General features: G+C 57.8%; 16 protein-coding genes and 1 tRNA gene. 5 read left to right on the top strand and 12 right to left on the bottom strand.

Translation table 11 applies throughout. The annotated features are described in order from the left end of the window. Positions 1–66: 66 nt before the first annotated feature. The 3 genes from HMPREF2751_RS06270 (at position 67) to HMPREF2751_RS06260 (ending at position 4,097) form a co-directional block, all read left to right on the top strand. The gene (locus HMPREF2751_RS06270) at positions 67–603 is read left to right on the top strand and encodes a YceI family protein (protein ID WP_070595697.1); all 537 of its coding nucleotides are present in this window, start codon (positions 67–69) and stop codon (positions 601–603) included. Positions 604–751: 148 nt separating this feature from the next. Continuing rightward, positions 752–2,122, top strand: a complete 1,371-nt coding sequence (locus HMPREF2751_RS06265; protein ID WP_370449407.1) for a pyridoxal phosphate-dependent aminotransferase — start codon at positions 752–754, stop codon at positions 2,120–2,122. Positions 2,123–2,666: 544 nt separating this feature from the next. Beyond that, on the top strand, positions 2,667–4,097 hold the full coding sequence (locus HMPREF2751_RS06260) for a YibE/F family protein (protein WP_070595696.1): 1,431 nt from the start codon (positions 2,667–2,669) through the stop codon (positions 4,095–4,097). On the opposite strand, the gene HMPREF2751_RS06255 is transcribed toward HMPREF2751_RS06260, so the two are convergent. Together HMPREF2751_RS06255 and dcd are read right to left on the bottom strand one after the other, a co-directional pair. Next, a complete protein-coding gene (locus HMPREF2751_RS06255) occupies positions 4,094–5,476 on the bottom strand; it encodes a UDP-glucose dehydrogenase family protein (protein ID WP_070595695.1) in 1,383 nt (460 codons plus the stop codon). The two genes, HMPREF2751_RS06260 and HMPREF2751_RS06255, sit on opposite strands and share 4 nt — an antisense overlap. Before the next feature lie 201 nt (positions 5,477–5,677). Continuing rightward, entirely contained in the window at positions 5,678–6,259 is a 582-nt protein-coding gene (gene dcd / locus HMPREF2751_RS06250; RefSeq protein ID WP_038626826.1) for a dCTP deaminase, read from the bottom strand. A gap of 207 nt (positions 6,260–6,466) precedes the next feature. Here dcd and HMPREF2751_RS06245 point away from each other — a divergent pair. Next, positions 6,467–6,540: transfer RNA gene (locus HMPREF2751_RS06245), tRNA-Gly, on the top strand. Positions 6,541–6,689: 149 nt separating this feature from the next. On the opposite strand, the gene HMPREF2751_RS06240 is transcribed toward HMPREF2751_RS06245, so the two are convergent. The 10 genes from HMPREF2751_RS06240 to HMPREF2751_RS06195 form a co-directional block, all read right to left on the bottom strand. Beyond that, a complete protein-coding gene (locus HMPREF2751_RS06240) occupies positions 6,690–8,081 on the bottom strand; it encodes an ABC transporter ATP-binding protein (RefSeq protein WP_070595694.1) in 1,392 nt (463 codons plus the stop codon). Beyond that, positions 8,078–8,764: an energy-coupling factor transporter transmembrane component T family protein gene (locus HMPREF2751_RS06235; RefSeq protein WP_070437217.1), complete on the bottom strand. Its 687-nt coding sequence runs from the start codon at positions 8,762–8,764 to the stop codon at positions 8,078–8,080. The genes HMPREF2751_RS06240 and HMPREF2751_RS06235 overlap by 4 nt, the downstream gene beginning before the upstream one ends. Further along, positions 8,757–9,230: an MptD family putative ECF transporter S component gene (locus HMPREF2751_RS06230; protein ID WP_256375137.1), complete on the bottom strand. Its 474-nt coding sequence runs from the start codon at positions 9,228–9,230 to the stop codon at positions 8,757–8,759. Before HMPREF2751_RS06230 ends, HMPREF2751_RS06235 begins: the two co-directional genes overlap by 8 nt. 158 nt (positions 9,231–9,388) lie before the next feature. After that, complete coding sequence (locus tag HMPREF2751_RS06225; protein WP_070595693.1) at positions 9,389–11,137, bottom strand: ABC transporter ATP-binding protein; 1,749 nt, start codon at positions 11,135–11,137, stop codon at positions 9,389–9,391. After that, a complete protein-coding gene (locus HMPREF2751_RS06220) occupies positions 11,134–12,921 on the bottom strand; it encodes an ABC transporter ATP-binding protein (protein ID WP_070595712.1) in 1,788 nt (595 codons plus the stop codon). The genes HMPREF2751_RS06225 and HMPREF2751_RS06220 overlap by 4 nt, the downstream gene beginning before the upstream one ends. Before the next feature lie 84 nt (positions 12,922–13,005). After that, positions 13,006–13,473, bottom strand: coding sequence for a recombinase zinc ribbon domain-containing protein (locus tag HMPREF2751_RS10925; RefSeq protein ID WP_224433374.1), 468 nt, complete (start codon positions 13,471–13,473; stop codon positions 13,006–13,008). Between the two features lie 15 nt (positions 13,474–13,488). Further along, complete coding sequence (locus HMPREF2751_RS10915; RefSeq protein WP_070429408.1) at positions 13,489–13,878, bottom strand: recombinase family protein; 390 nt, start codon at positions 13,876–13,878, stop codon at positions 13,489–13,491. A 91-nt stretch (positions 13,879–13,969) separates the two neighbouring features. Then, on the bottom strand, positions 13,970–14,635 hold the full coding sequence (locus HMPREF2751_RS06205; protein ID WP_070595692.1) for a response regulator transcription factor: 666 nt from the start codon (positions 14,633–14,635) through the stop codon (positions 13,970–13,972). Further along, positions 14,632–15,801: a sensor histidine kinase gene (locus tag HMPREF2751_RS06200; RefSeq protein ID WP_049171757.1), complete on the bottom strand. Its 1,170-nt coding sequence runs from the start codon at positions 15,799–15,801 to the stop codon at positions 14,632–14,634. Before HMPREF2751_RS06200 ends, HMPREF2751_RS06205 begins: the two co-directional genes overlap by 4 nt. 56 nt (positions 15,802–15,857) lie before the next feature. Beyond that, positions 15,858–17,189: an MFS transporter gene (locus tag HMPREF2751_RS06195; protein WP_083295732.1), complete on the bottom strand. Its 1,332-nt coding sequence runs from the start codon at positions 17,187–17,189 to the stop codon at positions 15,858–15,860. 185 nt (positions 17,190–17,374) lie between these two features. Here HMPREF2751_RS06195 and HMPREF2751_RS06190 point away from each other — a divergent pair, with 185 nt between their 5' ends. Further along, the gene (locus HMPREF2751_RS06190; protein WP_005510532.1) at positions 17,375–17,854 is read left to right on the top strand and encodes a universal stress protein; all 480 of its coding nucleotides are present in this window, start codon (positions 17,375–17,377) and stop codon (positions 17,852–17,854) included. Positions 17,855–18,034 lie beyond the last annotated feature (180 nt).

Here is an 18,034-nt window from a genome sequence, read left to right as displayed (position 1 = left end):
GTTGGTTCCGGCGGACAAAAATACTTCGAAACATTCGAGATACTTTTAACTTTTAGGAGATTCACTATGGCTCTTCAGTCTGGCAACTACGTTCTTGATGCACAGCACTCCACCGTTGGATTCACCGTTCGTCACGCAATGATCACTAAGGTCCACGGTCAGTTCACTGAGTTTGAGTCCGTTATTAATTTTGATGCCGACAAGCCGGAGAATTCCACGGCAAAGGCGACCATTCAGGCGAACTCCATCAACACCAACAATGAAGAGCGCGACAACCACCTGCGCTCGAAGGACTTCTTCGGCACCGACGAAAACCCAACCTTCGAATTCGTTTCCACCGCTATCGAGCTCCAGAGCGAAGAAAAGGCCACCGTTACCGGCGACCTGACCATCAACGGCATCATCAAGCCGGTCACCCTGGATGTCGACATTTTCGGCTCCGCTGAAGACCCATGGGGGCAGACTCGCGTTGGCTTCGAGGCAGCCACCAAGATTGACCGCACCGATTTCGGCATCGATTACAACGCTCCTATTAAGACTGGCGGCCTGCTCCTTGGCAACGAGATTTCCCTGCAGATCGACGGCTCCGCAGTTAAGCAGTAACTAGCAGCCAGAACCCCAGCTGCCCGCAACCCAGTAAAGCGTCCTGCATCCTCATGCAGGGCGCTTTTGCGCAATTAATGTGCAATTAATCTGCCCCCGCTGTGAGAAAAGCATGGTGCGGGAGCAAAAAAGTGGCATGCTTAGACAGGTGAGTTCCAGTAAAGACACTTCCCAGGGCACCGAAACCACCAACGAGACAACGCAGGACGCTCAGGCTGCGCAGGCCGCTCAGGCCGAGCAGTCCCGTGCTGCCCGTGTTGCCGCCCGTCGTGGAAACATCAGGGCACCTCGCCGCACTCCACTGAAGACACTGGACCAATCCTCCAAGCTGCAGAACGTCCTCTACGACATTCGCGGTCCGGTGACTACTCTCGCCGAGCAGATGGAGGCCGACGGCCACCGCATCATGATGCTCAACACTGGCAATCCGGCGAAGTTCGGCTTTGATGCACCTGACACCATCGTGCAGGACATGGTCCGCGCCCTCCCCCACGCACAGGGCTACTCCGAGTCCAAGGGTATTTACTCCGCACGCCGTGCCGTCGTCACGCGCTATGAGATGGACCCGGACTTCCCCCGTTTCGACGTCAACGACGTCTGGCTGGGCAACGGCGTCTCCGAGCTGATTTCCATCACCACGCAGGCGCTGCTCAACGAGGGCGATGAGGTCCTCATTCCAGCTCCGGATTACCCGCTCTGGACTGCAGCAACCACCCTCGCCGGCGGCAAGGCCGTCCACTACACGTGCGATGAGGAGAATAACTGGGCCCCGGATGTCGAAGACATTCGCTCGAAGGTGACGGATCGCACGAAGGCTATTGTCATCATCAACCCGAACAATCCGACCGGCGCGGTCTACACACGCCAGACGCTCGAAGCCATCGTCGATATCGCTCGTGAGCACTCACTCCTGCTGCTTTCCGACGAAATCTACGACCGCATCCTCTACGACGATGCAGAGCACATTTCCACTGCCTCCTTGGCCCCGGATTTGCTCTGTATCACCTTCAACGGCTTGTCCAAGACCTACCGTGTGGCCGGTTACCGCGCGGGCTGGATGGTGCTGACTGGCCCGAAGCGCCACGCAGAGGGCTTTATCGAGGGCATCAACTTGCTGGCCAGCACCCGTCTATGCCCGAATGTCCCTGCTCAACACGGCATTCAGGTGGCACTCGGCGGCTACCAGTCCATCGAGGACTTGATCTTGCCAGGCGGTCGCCTGCTGGAGCAGCGCAATGTCGCCTACGAGGGACTGACCTCAATTCCGGGCGTAAGCTGCGTGAAGCCGATGGGAGCAATGTACGCATTCCCGAAGCTGGATCCGAACGTCTACGAAATTCACGATGACGAGAAGCTGATGCTCGACATCCTGCGTGAAGAGAAGATCCTGATGGTCGGCGGCTCTGGCTTCAACTACCCGACGCCGGATCACTTCCGAATTGTCACCCTGCCGTGGGCACGCGACCTGAAGGAAGCTATCGAGCGCCTAGGCAACTTCCTGGTCAGCTACAAGCAATAGCAGTACTTAAGGTTGCGCACGCTACTGGTTCTACCCTTCTCACATATCGATGCGCTATTCACTTATGGACACACTGGAGCGCATCGATGAGTGAGTATTGCATCGATAGGTGGGCCATAGCGCTGATGACCACGGCCCGGCGCGCCGGAATGGCGGTACGCCTTCCGGTGCTGGTGCAGCGATTAGGTTATTAAGGGTGGGCAGGCATTCAAAAGATTCAATGAACTCTGACAACCAGCAACCTTTTCGCGTTGCTCCGGGTTCCGACATAGGTGCGCATCTCGACGTACTGAAGAACTCGAACAGCGGCTCCCCTACCGGCCGGTTCCGGGCTGTCAATACCGCGAATCAACCCAACTCTGCAACCTCGGCTGCCCCAGCACGACATGCAGAACCAGCCGCACATTCAAAACCAGCACCGGTACGGCAAAACGAACCTGCACAAGCCAAACCAAAACCAACGAAACCGCGGCACAACCCCACAAGAGCACGTCGCTTACTGGCCACAGTTCTCACAGTTGCCGGCATTGTCGCTTTCCTCGCAGTGATTGGTCTCTGGCCATCGGGTGAAGCTCCGAGCCCAGGGCCGGGATTCCTGCAGTCACAGACGTCAGCTGCAGAGACGGTTAAGGGAACCGTCGTAAAGCAGAGCGTCGGCACGTGCAATTCGCCTGACAACGGACGCGTCTTCGACGACCAGCCGCGTCCAGGGCTGACGGCTTCGCTCAACGACCCCGCGGCGCCGAAGTGCCAGCTCTCGGTCATTGAGCTGACCTCAGGCCCAGACGAGGGCAAGAAGACGCTTCTGGAGGCATCCGGCCTTCCCGGCGAAATTGAGCTGGAGGAGGGCGACAAGGTCGTCCTGGCAATTCACCGTCCAAACGCGGCCGGTACCGGAGCTGTCGACAATGGTGCCGTGCCGGATCCGGGGTTGATGACACCGGCTCCCGGCGTTGTTCCCGCGCCTGCCCCTGAGGGCGCAGAGGGTGAGCCTGCTCCTGATGCAGAGGCTCCGGCACCAGCTCCAGCCCCGGAGCAGCAACCAGCACCTGAATCCGACGCAGAGGCCCCCGCTGCCCCCGAAGCTCCTGCTCCCGCGGCCGACACTAATGTCGTCGACCTCGCACCTCATCAGGTTGTCGACACCGCTAGCATCGCCAACACCTACACCTTCCTGGACATGGATCGCACCACGACCATCTGGATGTGGCTCGGCGCGGCAGTACTTCTCATCATCCTCGTCGGCATGACTCGCGGGGTCTTGAGCCTCATTGGTCTTGGCATCACGCTGGCCGCAGTGATGGGATTCCTGGTTCCGGCACTGCTACGCGGTGGCGATCCTGTGGCCTTAGCCATCACGGCGGGCGCGGCGATCCTCTTCCCGGTGCTCTTCCTCGTACATGGCATCAATTGGAAGTCAGCTTCCGCACTGGCGGGAACACTCACCACGATGGTACTGGCGGCGGGCCTGGCCAACCTCGCTATCTCCACGTCGCAGCTACGTGGTCTCGGCAACGAGGACAACCTGCTCATTCAGCTTTACCTGCCTGACGTCTCCGTCACAGGTCTGCTTCTGGCGGGATTCATCATCGGCGCGTTGGGCGTGCTTAACGACGTCACCATCGCCCAGGCATCGACCGTCCAGGAGCTTTACGAAGCAGCTCCGCGGTCGCGCCCTATGGAGGTCTTCCGCTCGGCAATGCGCGTCGGTCGCGATCACATCGCGTCGATGGTCTACACACTGGTACTGGCGTACCTCGGCACCGCACTGCCGCTATCGATTTTGTTAAGCGTCTCCGACCGGCCGCTGATGCAGTCGTTGACCTCCGATGTCGTGGCCACAGAGCTGCTGCGTTCCACCATCGGTGCGGTGGCTTTGGTACTCGCAGTGCCGATTACCACCCTCATCGCCGCCTATACCGTGGCCCCGGAGGGTATGAAGTTTCCGAAGCGCTCGAGGGCAGCTAGCATTTAGCCGCGGCCGAGGCAGGTGACATCCCAGCCTGCGGCACGCCACTGATCTGCTGGCAGGCAGTTGCGGCCGTCGAGCACCGCTGCGCGCTTGACCAGCTTCTTCGCAGCCACCGGGTCGATGTCGCGGAACTGCTGCCACTCGGTGGCGACGACAACCATCTCCGAGCCTTCCAGAGCTGCTTCGATGCTCGGTGCATACTCCAAGGTCGGGAAATTCTTCTTGGCGTTCTCCATGGCCTGCGGGTCATAAACAATCACCGAAGCGCCCGCCAGAGACAGCGAACCGGCAATCGACAGCGCCGGGGAGTCACGCACATCGTCAGAGTTCGGCTTGAAAGCCGCACCCAGCACGGTCACGGTGTGGCCGAGCAGCGAGCCGCCGAAGCTACCACGCACCAGGTCAACGGTCTTTTCACGGCGACGCATGTTAATCGCATCGACCTCACGCAGGAAGGTCAGCGCCTGGTCAACGCCCAGCTCACCGGCGCGGGCCATGAATGCGCGGATATCCTTCGGCAGGCAACCGCCGCCGAAGCCCAGACCCGCGTTGAGGAAGCGGCGGCCAATTCGGGCATCCATACCGATGGCGTCGGCAAGCGTAGTGATATCCGCACCTGTGACCTCACAGATTTCAGAGACCGCGTTGATGAAGGAAATCTTGGTGGCGAGGAATGCATTCGCCGACACCTTCACCAGCTCTGCGGTGGCGGTGTCCGCGACGATAAACGGCGTCTCACGCTCAAAGATAGGGCCGAAGCACTCGCGCAGGCTGTCCTCAGCGATTGACTCGACCTCCTGACCAGCACCATTGAGGATCATGCCCGGCTTCTGGGTGCCCAGCACCACACGGTCCGGCTCCAGGGTGTCCTTTACCGCGAAGCCCTCGCGCAGGAACTCCGGGTTCCAGGCGATCTCGAGGCTGGTGTTCTTCAACTGCTCATCACCGGCTGCGGCGCGCTCACCGATCATCTTCGCAGCCAGCTCCTGCAGGCGCGGTGCGGTACCGACGGGCACAGTGGACTTACCAAACACTAAATGCTTGCCGACGACGCGCTTAGCCAATTCGGTAATAGCTGCGTCCACATAGCGAACATCGGCGGCGTACGAGCCCTTAACCTGCGGAGTTCCGACACCTACGAAGTGGACGTTCGCAAATTCAACGGCTTCGTCGTAGTTAGTGGTGAAACGTAGTCGCCCCGACTCAACGTGCTTCTTTAGCAGTTCGGGCAAGCCAGGCTCAAAGAAAGGAACTTGACCTGCGGACAATGCCTCAATCTTGGCGGGATCAACATCTACGCCGAGAACCTCGTGGCCTAACTCCGCCATTGCCGCGGCATGAGTGGCGCCAAGGTAACCCGTACCAATAACCGTAATACGCATAAGGGCTATTATTTATCGAAAGATAAAAGGCCCTCAAGCCGATTTAACCCTTAAATGGTGTGAACTAAAGGCCCATATTTAGGCTTTTCACCTGCGGAAACTCTTTATTGAACAATTGTTTCCATTTCTTCACCGAGAATTCACTCGGGGCTATTCACAATTCATTTATATTCCGAGTTCATATCCCGAGTTTCAGGTGCCTTATTCCTCATCACGGAAGTTCAGGTACGCACGCGACGGCGTCGGGCCGCGCTGCCCCTGATACTTCGAACCGAGCTTGCCGGAACCGTAAGGCACTTCTGCCGGCGAGGACATCTTGAACAGTGCCAGCTGGCCGACCTTCATATTTGGCCACAGTGCGATAGGCAAGTTCGCCACATTGGATAGCTCCAGCGTGATGTGACCTGAAAACCCTGGATCAATAAAGCCGGCGGTCGAGTGCGTTGCCAGGCCCAGACGCCCCAGCGAAGACTTACCTTCCAGGCGGCCTGCCAAGTTCGGAGGAATAGTGAAGTACTCCAGGGTCGATGCCAGGACGAACTCGCCCGGGTGAAGAATGAAGGGCTGCCCTTCTGGAACCTCGTGCGGGGACGTCAGTTCTTCCTGCGGCAACTTCGGATCGATGTGCGTGTACTGCGAGTTGTTAAAAACTCGGAAGAACTTGTCCAGACGCACGTCGATGGACGAAGGCTGAATCATCTTCGGGTCAAAAGGATCAATGCCGAGATGGCCGGAGCCTTCGGCATCGATAGCGGCACGAATATCACGATCTGAGAGCAACACATAGACCAGCTTAACCGCTCTGTAATGCACAGCGTGCGCGGGTTGCAGGATATGCCCGCGATAAATTCAGCGGAGCTGCTGCCAACCAATTTTTTCGACGCGAATCGAGAGTGCTACATTGAAGTTACAGAGGGCGACTGATTTCCTGCATGCCACACCTACTGTGCCAATCCCGTGGCGTGCTTTTAATCATTCCGCCTACTGTGTGCCGATGTAGTTCAATGGTAGAACTCCTGCTTCCCAAGCAGGCGGCGCGGGTTCGATTCCCGTCATCGGCTCCACTTAGACGTCGAAAATGATAAGTAGGCGTTTGCGTTAGCGAGTATGCCCCAAGGGGGTCAAGAAAATCGCTTGCGTTAGCGAGTGTATAGCGCGTTAACTCTGACCTGTAGAAACACTTTCCTCTCTTTCGGCTGAGTGAGCGTTTGCGTTAGCAGGCGTTGATTTGGTCGAGGTGGATAGCGTGGTCGGCGACCTCGGTAACGAGTTCAGCATCGTGGGTGATGACGATGACGACGGCACCAGTGTCAGCGAGTTTACGCATTACTCGGGAAATCGCGACAAGGTGTTTGTAGCCAACACCGGACGTGGGCTCGTCGAAGATGTAAACTTTCTTGTTCGCAGCAAGCGCTGTAGCAATAACCAGACGTTGACGTTGCCCGCCAGAGAGTGCTTGCGGATGATCAGCCTCGTGGTCGGCAAGGTCGAGTTCTTCAAGGATCGCGTGGGCATCGATGTGTTGCTTTTCGGCTTTGGTCGTGCCGAGCGTGACTTCGTCGATGACGGTATCTGAGAACAACTGTCGGGTAGGGTCTTGCATCACAAGGTAGGCGTCGCGGCTGGTGAATTTTTGTCCGCCGAGTGTGATGGATGCATGTTTGGCTTTTTCTAGTCCGCAAACAATGCGTGCCAGTGTTGATTTGCCTGACCCGCACGGGCCGAGGAGTGCCGTGATTTTCCCTGCCGGAAACAACACGTGGTTAATATTGAGGACTGTGTTTCCGTGGCGGTAGGCAAAGGCGAGGTTGTCGATTGTGAGCCCTTCACCTTCTGGTTCGGGCAGGCTCGGCATGGATACGGGCACTAGGGATCGCAGCCCAAGCTGTTTGCGCTCCTCATCCGAGGTAGCGTAGAACTCTTCGCCGGTTGCGGTGAGGACAATCTTGCCTTTGTCGAAGCAGTAGACACGGTCGACGATCCCGGAAAGGAAACTTAGCCGGTGTTCAGCAATGATGATGGTGTGTCCATCGGCTTTGAGCCTGGCGATGAGTGTGGCGAGTTGGTCGATAACGTCAGCGGACAAGTTCGCGGTTGGCTCGTCAAAGACGATCAGCGACGTGTTGTTGCACATGACGACGGAGCAGGCCACGCGTTGCATCTGTCCGCCTGATAGTTGTGTGACGCGGGATTCCAGCAGGTCGGCGATACCTAACTCGGCTGCGACCTCGTCAATGCGGGCACAGATCTCCTGCGGGTCGCGGCCGAGATTTTCTGGGCCGAAGGCGAGTTCTTGGCGCACGTGGGTGGTGTAGAACTGGGTGCGCGGGTTTTGAAACACTGTCGAACAGTGGTGGGCAAGGCGTGGCAGGTCTGTTTGTGCCACGTCAATGTCGTCGACTGTGACGTTTCCGGTAAGGTCGCCGTCGTGGAAGTGCGGGATGAGCCCGTTAAATAGCCGTAGTGCGGTGGTTTTTCCTGACCCGGATGCGCCACACAGCAAGGTGACGGTTCCGGGTGTGATGGTGATGGTTGCGTCGTTGATTGAGGGGTGGTCTGCTCCTCGATAGGTGAAGGTGACCCTAGTTGCTTGGGCTATTGTCATAGGACGATTCTCCATATCGCGAAGCCGATAACGATGAGCAGAATGACTGCGTCGACCACTCGGAATTTCACGACTGTGACTGAGGTGGGCTTTGCGGTTCCGCCCAGTCCGCGCACGAGGGCGGCCGATGCCAGTTCGTCCCCGCTGCGTACCACGGTCGATAGCAGAGGGATTGTGAAGTATTGCGCCGCACGCAGTGAGAGCACGGACATGCCGCGTAGTTTCATGGCATCTGAGATCGCTTTAACTTCGTGGCCGATCACGGGCAGCACACGTAACGCGACTGAGATCGGGATCGTGAAACAGGTCGGGATTCGTGAGCTGGCGAGTGCTTTTTGCAAGGTGGCGGGTCGGATTACGCCGATCGCGTAGGCTCCCATTCCTGCGCTGACGCTGAATCGCCACATCCACTGCAGAAACAGCACGAGGAACGCGCTGGCTGTTGATTTCCAGACCAGGGGTATCACGAAGACGAGTGTGCCGAGAGCCGCAAACGTGGCCAGGTAGACGGCCACCCAGCTCGGGCGCACGAGCGTGTTGGGGTTGATCGTAGCGCTCGTCAGCATCACGGCGGCGAATCCGCCCAGAGTACACACGAACCACGGCGAGTAGGCACTGTAGATCGTGGTGGAGACGATGACGAGCGCTGCGATAATGGTGCGCGGGTCGGGAAGTTTAGACAAGACCGGCCCGTTCAAAGTGTTTGCGCGCGACCCTGGTTCCCAACAGACCAGCAAGCCAGCCCACGATGAGCATCACGCCGAAGAAGCCCAGCAGAATCGGAATCGTGACGACCTGTGCCATCTTGGCGGCATACTCGGCACCCATTTGTTCGGCGATCTGCGACATATATGCGTCTTGGTTCATAAATAGCGGAATCCACGGGGAAACATAGATCGGCAGAATAAACAGTGCATATGCCAGCGGGACACGAACTTTCACGCTCTTCGGCCCCTTGGTGATCACCAAGTCAGCGAGCAGGCCGAACACAGCGGCGATCGCAATTCCTCCCACCCAGTGGCCGGTCACGAAGAAGAGGATTTCGATGATAATCAGCATGATTGTCAACGCCCCCCATCTTCGGAGTGCGGGCAGTAAACAGCGCAAAGACGATGCCGTTAACGAGGATAGAAAGCAAGAAGCCGGCATACATGGCAGCCGGAATGAACCCGAGCATTCCGAATGCAAACACGATGACGAACATCAAGGCAGTGAAGACGCCGATATTGATGAAGTCGCGCGCGTTGAGGCGCGAGGATGTGGGTGTGGACATAGTTTTTCCTTTTATGTGCTGATATGCGCTGTGTTTAGACGAGTTGCCATCCGCCTGCGTTGATGCGCTCTTGCCAGAAATCGCGGTATTGACCCGGCTGGTTGACCAGCTCGTCGTGGCACCCGCGCTGGGCGATACGCCCACCGTGGGAGAGCACAATAATTTGGTCAGCTTGTCGAATGGTTTCAAGTTTGTGGGCGATCACGATCAGCGTGGAGTGCTTGCGTAGCTCATTCATCGCCGCAACAATATTGGCTTCATTTTCCGCGTCCAATGCGCTGGTGGCCTCATCGAAAAGCACGATCGGGGCCTTCTTCACCAAGGCGCGAGCGATAGAGACGCGTTGCCGTTCCCCACCTGACAGTGCACGCCCGCCAGAACCCGCCAATGAATTCCAGCCATCTGGGAGGCGGTTGACGATTTCCGTCACGCCCGACAGGTCAGCGGCCCACCTGATTTCTTCATCGGTGGCTTCTGGGTTGCCAAGGCGAATGTTGGCTTCGAGAGTGTCGTTGAATAAGTAGACGTCTTGGAAGACAAGAGACACCTGGCGCATCAAATCTTCGGTGGTCTGCTCGCGCACGTCCACTCCGCCAACGCGCACGCTGCCGGACTGCACATCCCAGAAACGTGCAACCAACCGGGCGATCGTCGTCTTCCCGCACCCAGATGGACCAACCAGGGCACACATGCCACCTTGCGGGACATGGAAGGAAATATCACGGAGAACCGGGGTGTCCGGATCGTAGCCGAAGGTGACGTCCTCGAAACGAACATCACCAGGGGCGTTTATCGGTGTAGAGGCATCGGGTTCGGACAGTTCGGGGGCATCCATGACCTTGTCGACGTGGTTCATCTGCTGGCGGCGTTCTTCCAGCCCGGTCATGCAGCCACCGATGTCTTGGAGCATGGTGGTGAACCGCAGGCACATGCCGATTGTGACCACGGCGTTCAGCGCATTCATTTGCCCGCCGAGGGCGAGTTGGGCGGTCAGCCAGATCATCACCACAATGAGCGCTTGAACGAACATCCCATTAATCAGGCTCGCTAGTGTTTCGATCCACAATGCTTTGCGACCCTTGCGGTCAGCCTGTTTGAATGCCCGATCAAGGGCCGGGTAGTCGTCGGCGACATGGCAGGAGCGCAGCGCGCCTTGGCAGGTGGCGAATTCGACCATGCGAGCCGCCAGCTCCGATTCGGCTGGTTCGGAAACCTTCTTGCCCTTATCGAGAAGCACACGGGAAATATGGAGGAAGGCAAGCATGATCGGGAACGCGATCGTCAAGGTCAGTCCCAGCCGCCAATCCCAGAACCAGGTTCCCACAGTGATCACCAGCACGGCCGAGAGTTTTTGGACGAGAGAGAAAATGAAATGTGCCGCCGACTCGCCCAAGTTCATCATTTCCTGGGTGACCATGCGCGACAGCCGTCCAGAGCTACCCGAATCGAACACTCCCAACGGTAGGCGGGCTACTTTGTTACCTACTGCCTGGTGGACGTCGTGAATGAATCCAAGCGCGCCGATATAGCCGGTGCGCATGCCATAAAACTCCGTGCCCACGCCCAGCACCGCGAACACCGCCAAGGCGATGAGCCAGCCCCAAAACGACAGCCCCCACACCGGCATTCCGGTCGCCAAGGCGCTTGCTGCAGGGAGTAGCGCGAGCAGGGCAAAGCCGTGACACAGTCCTGAGACCGCACCCCACGCTTGACCAACCGAAAGGTCTCGCCACGAGGCGGGTTCCATCAAACGCTTAAAGCGTGGCAGCAATAGTTGATTCATCGTGTCATCTCCTCGCATGCACCTTGGGCAAGAAGTGCCTGATAGTGCGCATTACCCAACAACTCGTCGTGTTTACCGACCACAGCAATGCCCCCGCGTTCCATGACGACAATCTGATCCGCGCCCCTGATCGAGGCCAGTCGGTGGGCGATCACAATCACGGTTCTGCCTTTGGCAAGAGTCGAGAGAGCTTGTTGGATTTTCGATTCCGATTCCGGGTCCGCCATCGCCGTCGCCTCGTCCAGCACCAACACTGGGGCATCAACCATGAGCGCCCGGGCGATCGCGATACGGGCTGCCTGCCCGCCCGAAACGTGGGTGTCCTCCCCCAACACAGTGTCGTAACCATCTGGCAGGCTCATGATGAACTCGTCGATCTGCGCTGCTCTCGCCGCCTGCCGCACCTGATCCAAGGTTGCGTCTCGCGCGCCCAGGGCAATGTTGTTGTGGATGGTGTCGCGAATAAGCTGTGCATCTTGCAGGACGAATGCGACCGTCGAATACAACACATCCTGGGAAATGCTCTTTAGATCAACCCCGCCGATGGTGATCGTGCCAGCGTCCGGGTCATCAAAGCGGGCCATCAAACTCGCCAACGTCGACTTCCCCGCACCCGACGGGCCAACCAGCGCGGTCACCGTGCCTGCCGGAATGCTCAGGCTCACCTCGTCTAATGCCTGGGTGTCGTCATAGGCATACGACACACCCCGAATCTCGATATCATGACCGTGTGGTGTCTGTGGCGCATCGGGCTGACTCAACGCCGGTAGCTCCATGACATTCACCAGCCGTACTGCCGCTGAACCTGCGAGCTGATAAGACCAGGCGATGGTTGCGACTGCCATCAACGCTCCCGGCAGCACCAAGGCAATCAACGTCGTCGCTATCACCTCGTAGATGCTCACCCAACCGGCGTTCATCATCAACGCGCCACCGCCAAGGTTCACGATCAACAACACCGGGATCGACACCCACGAAAATGAGGCGGCCGACATCGACACCAGCGGCATACACCACGCCCGGTAGAGCTTAGAAAACTCGTTAGCTGCATCTAAATAGGCTTTATGTGCTTGGCCAACCTTGCCGAACGCTTTCACCACTGAGATACCGGCAACGAACTCGGCCATCGTTGCCGAAACCTGAGCAAGCTTGGTGTCCATTTCCGCGGTCTTCTCATTCATCCCACGCATCGACATGCCATACATGCCCACATAAACCGGAATCGTCGCAATCGACAGCAGAGCGAGCCGCCAATCCACCACGAACGCATAGGCCAACAAGGCGAGCGGGGAGACGATTGCGTTCAGTTTCTCGATCGGCCCGTGTGCGATCACTGTGTGCACCGTGGCCGTATCATCCTGAATGGTCTTGCGGATCTTCCCTTCGCCCTCGCGGGTAAACCACGACAGCGGAGCAGTCGACATTCGGGCGGCAATTTGCCGACGCATCTGATTACGCAACGACAGGTCAATAAAATGCGTCACGCCCAACGCAACAAAATACAAAGTCAACCGCGCCATGTAAGCAGAAACAAGGAGCATCACGATCCAGTTCACCCGCGCCGGGTCCACCCGGTCTTGCATCAGCGCAGCTCCCAGCTCCACCAAAGCCACATAGGGTGCGATAGCCAACACCCCAGAGGCGAACGTTAAGGCCTGCGCGATAAACAGTTTGCCTTTCACCGGCTGCGATAGCTGACGGATCGCGTTCTGGCCAGCGACTGATTTTTCCTTCGCCGACCCATACTCGCCTTCAACAACCCGATCCGTTGCACTTTCGTTCACGTAAGCACCATCCTTCTTAGTCATGCCTAACCTTACTATATTTCTGGGAGGTGTGTCTACTGTGCACGTCAACTGATACGAACATCACCCTTTCAGGGCAATCCTCACCTGTTCACCGGTGCGGAACACGAACCGGATCGCGTCCTCGGTGACAATGGCGTGGTCGATAAGTGCGCTCCATTGTGCGGGGTGAAACTCGCTCACAGGTTCCCCTGTCAGATCATTCAGGGTTGTGGTGATGGCGGCGTGCTTGGCGGTGTTCGCTGCGATATCTTTTTCCAGGCTTGTTCTACGTGCGAGCGTCTTACGGTAGGTAGTATCGAGTTCGGCGTACGCGGATTGGCAGGCGTCCTGGTCGAGCGCACACCGCTGGTTTTCCGCAATCAGCGCTTCGATCTGCTCGTCTTTCACCGTCGCGCTGCTGCAGGGATGTTCGTCTGTGTATTTATGGTTGCATTGCCAAACTGCGTCTTTGCATTTCGTGTTCGACGCCCACGTTTTACGCCCATACCACGCCCCACACCGAGCACATTCCAGCCGGGTGGAGAACAACCCGACTTTCGCTGACTATATGTTGCCATGCCTGGTGGCGAGTTCGTATTGCATCTGATCCCAGATACGCGGTTCGGTAATCGGCTCATGATTACCTGATACATAGTATTGGGGTACTTCGCCTTCGTTGACCTTCATCTTCTTAGTAAGGAAATCGGTGGTGAACGTCTTTTGCAGCAGGGCGTCGTCCTTGTATTTTTCGTTGGACAGGATGGAGCACACTGTCGAGGTTGACCACACTTCTTTCCCGCGCGGGGTGAGAATCTTGCGGGCAGCGAGCTCGGTTTTAATCTCACTGATCGCTATCCCATCAAGGAACAGCTGGTAGATCAACCGCACGGTCGGAGCCTGCGTCTCGTCGATGACGAGGCTTCCACCCTCGCCTTTCTTATATCCGAGTAGCACCAATTACCCATAATCCCCACGCCGACTCCCGTTTCGAAGGAGTCGGCGCGGGGGCTTTTGCGTGGGTATGGAGCTGATTCAGGGGCGCAACCTAAGCCGACGGCGACGACGACGGCGACGGCGACGGTGCAGTGTATCTCAGCCACCGCAACACTGCTTTAACACGACGGTTGCTATCCTCCGGCTGGAAGCCGAGCTTTAAAAACACATTCGCCACATGCTTACTCACTGCACCAGCGGTCAGCACCAGGCGCTTTTCCATTTCCTTATTACTAAGCCCCTGCGCCATCAGGTCGAGCACTTCGCGCTCGCGCGGGGTCAGCGCGGCGATGCCGTCCTGCTTTGCAGTAAGCAGCGTTGCGACCACTTCAGGGTCAACCACGGTACCACCACCACGCACTTCTTCCAGTGCTGCGACGAAGTGGTCGACATCCGAGACGCGTTCCTTAAGCAGGTACCCAAAGCCACCATGCTGCAGCAGGCGATCCAGATAACTGGCCGCTACGTATTGACTGAGCACCACAACCGGCTGGTCGGGGTTGTCCTTGCGAAGTGTGGAAACCGCGAGCAGTCCGTCGTCACGCATGTTCGGCGGCATCCGGACATCGGTGACGATGACATCGAACGCCTGCTCTTCGGCGGTGGCGAGCAGCTGATCTGCATCGCCGACGGCGACAACCTCGTGCCCCAGCGCCCGCAGCAGGCCGGTCAGCCCCTCGCGCAAGAGTACGGAGTCCTCTGCCAGCAGTACTTTCATCGCGTCCTTCCTTGGCGAATCGGCAGTTCCAGCAGCAATTGGGCTCCACCGTCGGCGTTGGTGAGTTCCACGGTTCCACCGAGCGCCGCCGCCCGTTCGCGCAGGCCCGCAATGCCGGTTCCACTGTCATGCTTTACGACGTCTACAGCGTCCGCACTCGATGGTTTTTCCAGGCCTTCGCCATTGTCGTGCACAGTGACCGTAAGCGTACCCAGATGGGACACGAGCGCCTTCTTCGGAGCCTGAACCGCGAGAGTGATATCAGCTCGATCGGCATGGCCATGCTTGGTGGCGTTGGTCAGCCCCTCCGCTGCGCAGTGGTAAGCGAGCAGCGCTGTGGTTTCATCAATCGGGCCGAAGTCGGAGACACCGTCCTCACGAACAGAAACCTCCATGCCAGAGTGCGCTGCCAATTCCTCTACTGCTGCGACTAGGCCATTTTCGAAAAGCACTGGCGGGGCAATGCCAAGCACCACGGAGCGCAGCTGCGCAAGAGCCTGCGTTGCATTGCGGTCGGCGGCGGAGAGTGCCTCGGCTACCTTTTCCTCAGTCTTACCCATGCGAGCAGCGGCAATGTTGAGTTTCAAGGCGGTCAGGTGCTGCTGCGGACCGTCGTGAAGCTCGCGCTCAATGCGACGGCGCTCGCCTGAGAAGGAGTCAATGAGCACATCGCGGGACTGGCTGACTTCCTCGCTGGATGGTGCGAGGATGACGCGGGAGAGCCAAATGGACAGCAGGCCGGCACCGAGGTTGATGGCGATGGTCAGCACCAAAAAGACGATGGCGAAAACCCAGGCAACACCGATTTTCTGTGTGGGGTCTGTCAGAGTCCAGCTGAAAAACTCCACTTCATCAACCAGGAATGGTGCGCCAAAAAGTACACCAACAGTGAACCCGCCGCCGACCCACGCTATGAAGGTGACAAAGCCAATGGCCAACTGGACAAGCAGGTTGACGAAGTTGCGGATGTCGAACCAGCGATTGGTCACGCGGTTGGCGATTGGGGTGCCGGACCACGATGCTGCCCAGCGGGAGAGCCAATCGGCACCGCGGCCAATGAGCGGAATCCAGGGCAGAAGAAAAGCGGAGACAATCAATCCCGGAATGAACAGCAGTCCGAGAATAAAACTCCAGGCCAGCGCGATTAAATTCGTTTTCTTTGTCATAGGTTCAAAGCTAAGTTGGCCCGTGTCCAAATACAGTGGAGCTAACTCCCCTAAATTCAGTCGAGCTGAATACGTCCCGGCTTCTTTTCGCCGATACCTCGATCGGCCAGTTCGTCATCAATGTACGTTGGCCGACCGACAATCAACCCAAGCACTGCTAGCACCACCGTGGTGCCAAGCAGCACGACCAGAATCGGCGTCCACGCTTCCGTCGTTCCAGCGGCCACACCCACCAGGAATGGCCCGACTGCGGAGAAAATGTAGCCGATTGGCTGCACGAAGCCGGACAGTCGCGCGGTCAGCTCATGGCTGCGCGTGCGGCCCGGAATCAGCGCGATGGCCATGGGGAAACAAAAACCACCTACACCCAGCAGGAATGCAGCGCCAATGGCGTACCCCACACCAGTTTCCGCCGCTCCCCGCTGGTCGATCAGAATCATCAACGCATACCCGAGGAAGAAAAGGCAGCCGAGACCAAAGGCGACGTAGGACATGGTGCGGAGCCGTGTAATCAGCGGCGGCATCAGCAGTCCGCCGATGATGCCCAACCCTTGAACAATCATGGACGCTGCAGTGGCTATGTTTACGCTGATGCCTGCGTCGATAAGCATTTTCGGCATCCAGCCCATGAGCACGTAGGCGTTCATCGACTGCACGCCGAAGAAAACTGCCAGCGCAATGGCTGTCGGTGACTTCCAGATTGGTGTGCTTGCCGAGGCACTGACCGGCGCCTTCGGGTAGTCGAATCCGATGCGTGCACACAGCGGCAACCACACGACGAGCTGCACCAGGGCGGTGATTGCCCATGCGGCAAGCGCCCAGCGCCACATTTCGATACCACCTGCAGATGTCTCGGGAGAATCGCTAATCAAAAATGCCGTCGCCGGCCCCAGTCCACCGCCGAGGGCAAGCATGCTGGAGTACAGCATCATCAGCACGACCGTTTGGCGACCGCCGTGCACCTTAATCCACGCAGGTAGCAGCACATTTCCCAGTGCAATGCCCGCAACCGACAACGCGGTAAACAACAGGAATAGCCAGATGCTGCTCACCCACGGGCGCACCGCAAGGCCGACGAATAGCAACGTCGCAGACAGTGTAAGCGCGCCGCTTAAGCCCATCCGCTTGCCGACGGACACCGCGGACAACCCAATCGCGAAAAACGCGAGCCCCGGAATGGCCGTAATCAGACCACCAAAGGCGGAGGATGCGCCGAGGTCGGAGAGGAGCTGATCGAGCACCGGACCAATCGACGCAATACTCGGGCGCAAGTTCAGCGCCGCAACGATTACGGCGATAACAAGAACGGGAACGCTGAGCGCGATGACATTCTTCGAGGCCCCAGAAGCTTTTGGTTGAGGTTGCCCTGGATTTTGTTCTGCTGCCATAACAATGGACGTTACCGCTTCCTGTTAATGACTCTCTAGCTGATTCAAGCCGCTCGTTCGGAGTAGCTTTAAAGATTGACGTACTCGATGTCGCTGTTGTCCTATCCTGGATTACAGCGACATCTCTTTTTCTGTATCTATTGACAGTTTTTCGGCTATCTCTGACGTAAGGATTGAACTCGAAAATGGTTGAACCGATTTCTGATTCCATGCTCATTGCCTACGACGGCTCCGACGAAGCCAAGCGGGCGCTGGCCTACGCCGGAAAACTGCTGCGCGTTAAGAAGGCCTACATTCTGACGGCCTGGGAGCCTCTACAGCGTGCTGCAGCACGCACTGCTGGCGCCTCTGGCATGATGCAGCCCGACTGGGACGCCACTACTGAAGACGGCGATCCCGCTCACGACGAGGCCGTCCGTATTTGCCGTGAGGGTGTGCAGATTGCCGCTGAGGCCGGCTTCGTCGCGGAGCCCTACTTGGTAGAGACTGAAACTACTATCTGGTCGGCCATCGTCGATGCAGCTCACGACCTCGATGCGGGCGTGATTATCTCCGGCACTCGCGGTGTGACTGGCTTGCGTGGTCTGTTTACCGCCTCGACCTCTGACGCGTTGCTGAAGAATGCTGGCCGCCCGGTCCTCGTCGTTCCCGGGGAAAAGGAATAATTTCTAGAAAATTTTTAAAAACTTACTTAGCTGATAGAAAATGGGTTAATCTCTCAACTAAGAAACTCAATGACCGCTGAAACCACCCAAAATTCAAGGCAGGGAGAGATTCCCAGCTGTTTCACTGGTTTACAGATGTCACAGAGTGTAGTTTTATAAACAGTATTGACTTAATGCACA

It is taken from the genome of Corynebacterium sp. HMSC063G05 (assembly GCF_001810555.1).
Classification (GTDB): domain Bacteria; phylum Actinomycetota; class Actinomycetes; order Mycobacteriales; family Mycobacteriaceae; genus Corynebacterium; species Corynebacterium jeikeium_D.
Note: the sequence above shows the minus strand (reverse complement) of the source record. Positions and strands in the feature narration are given on the sequence as shown.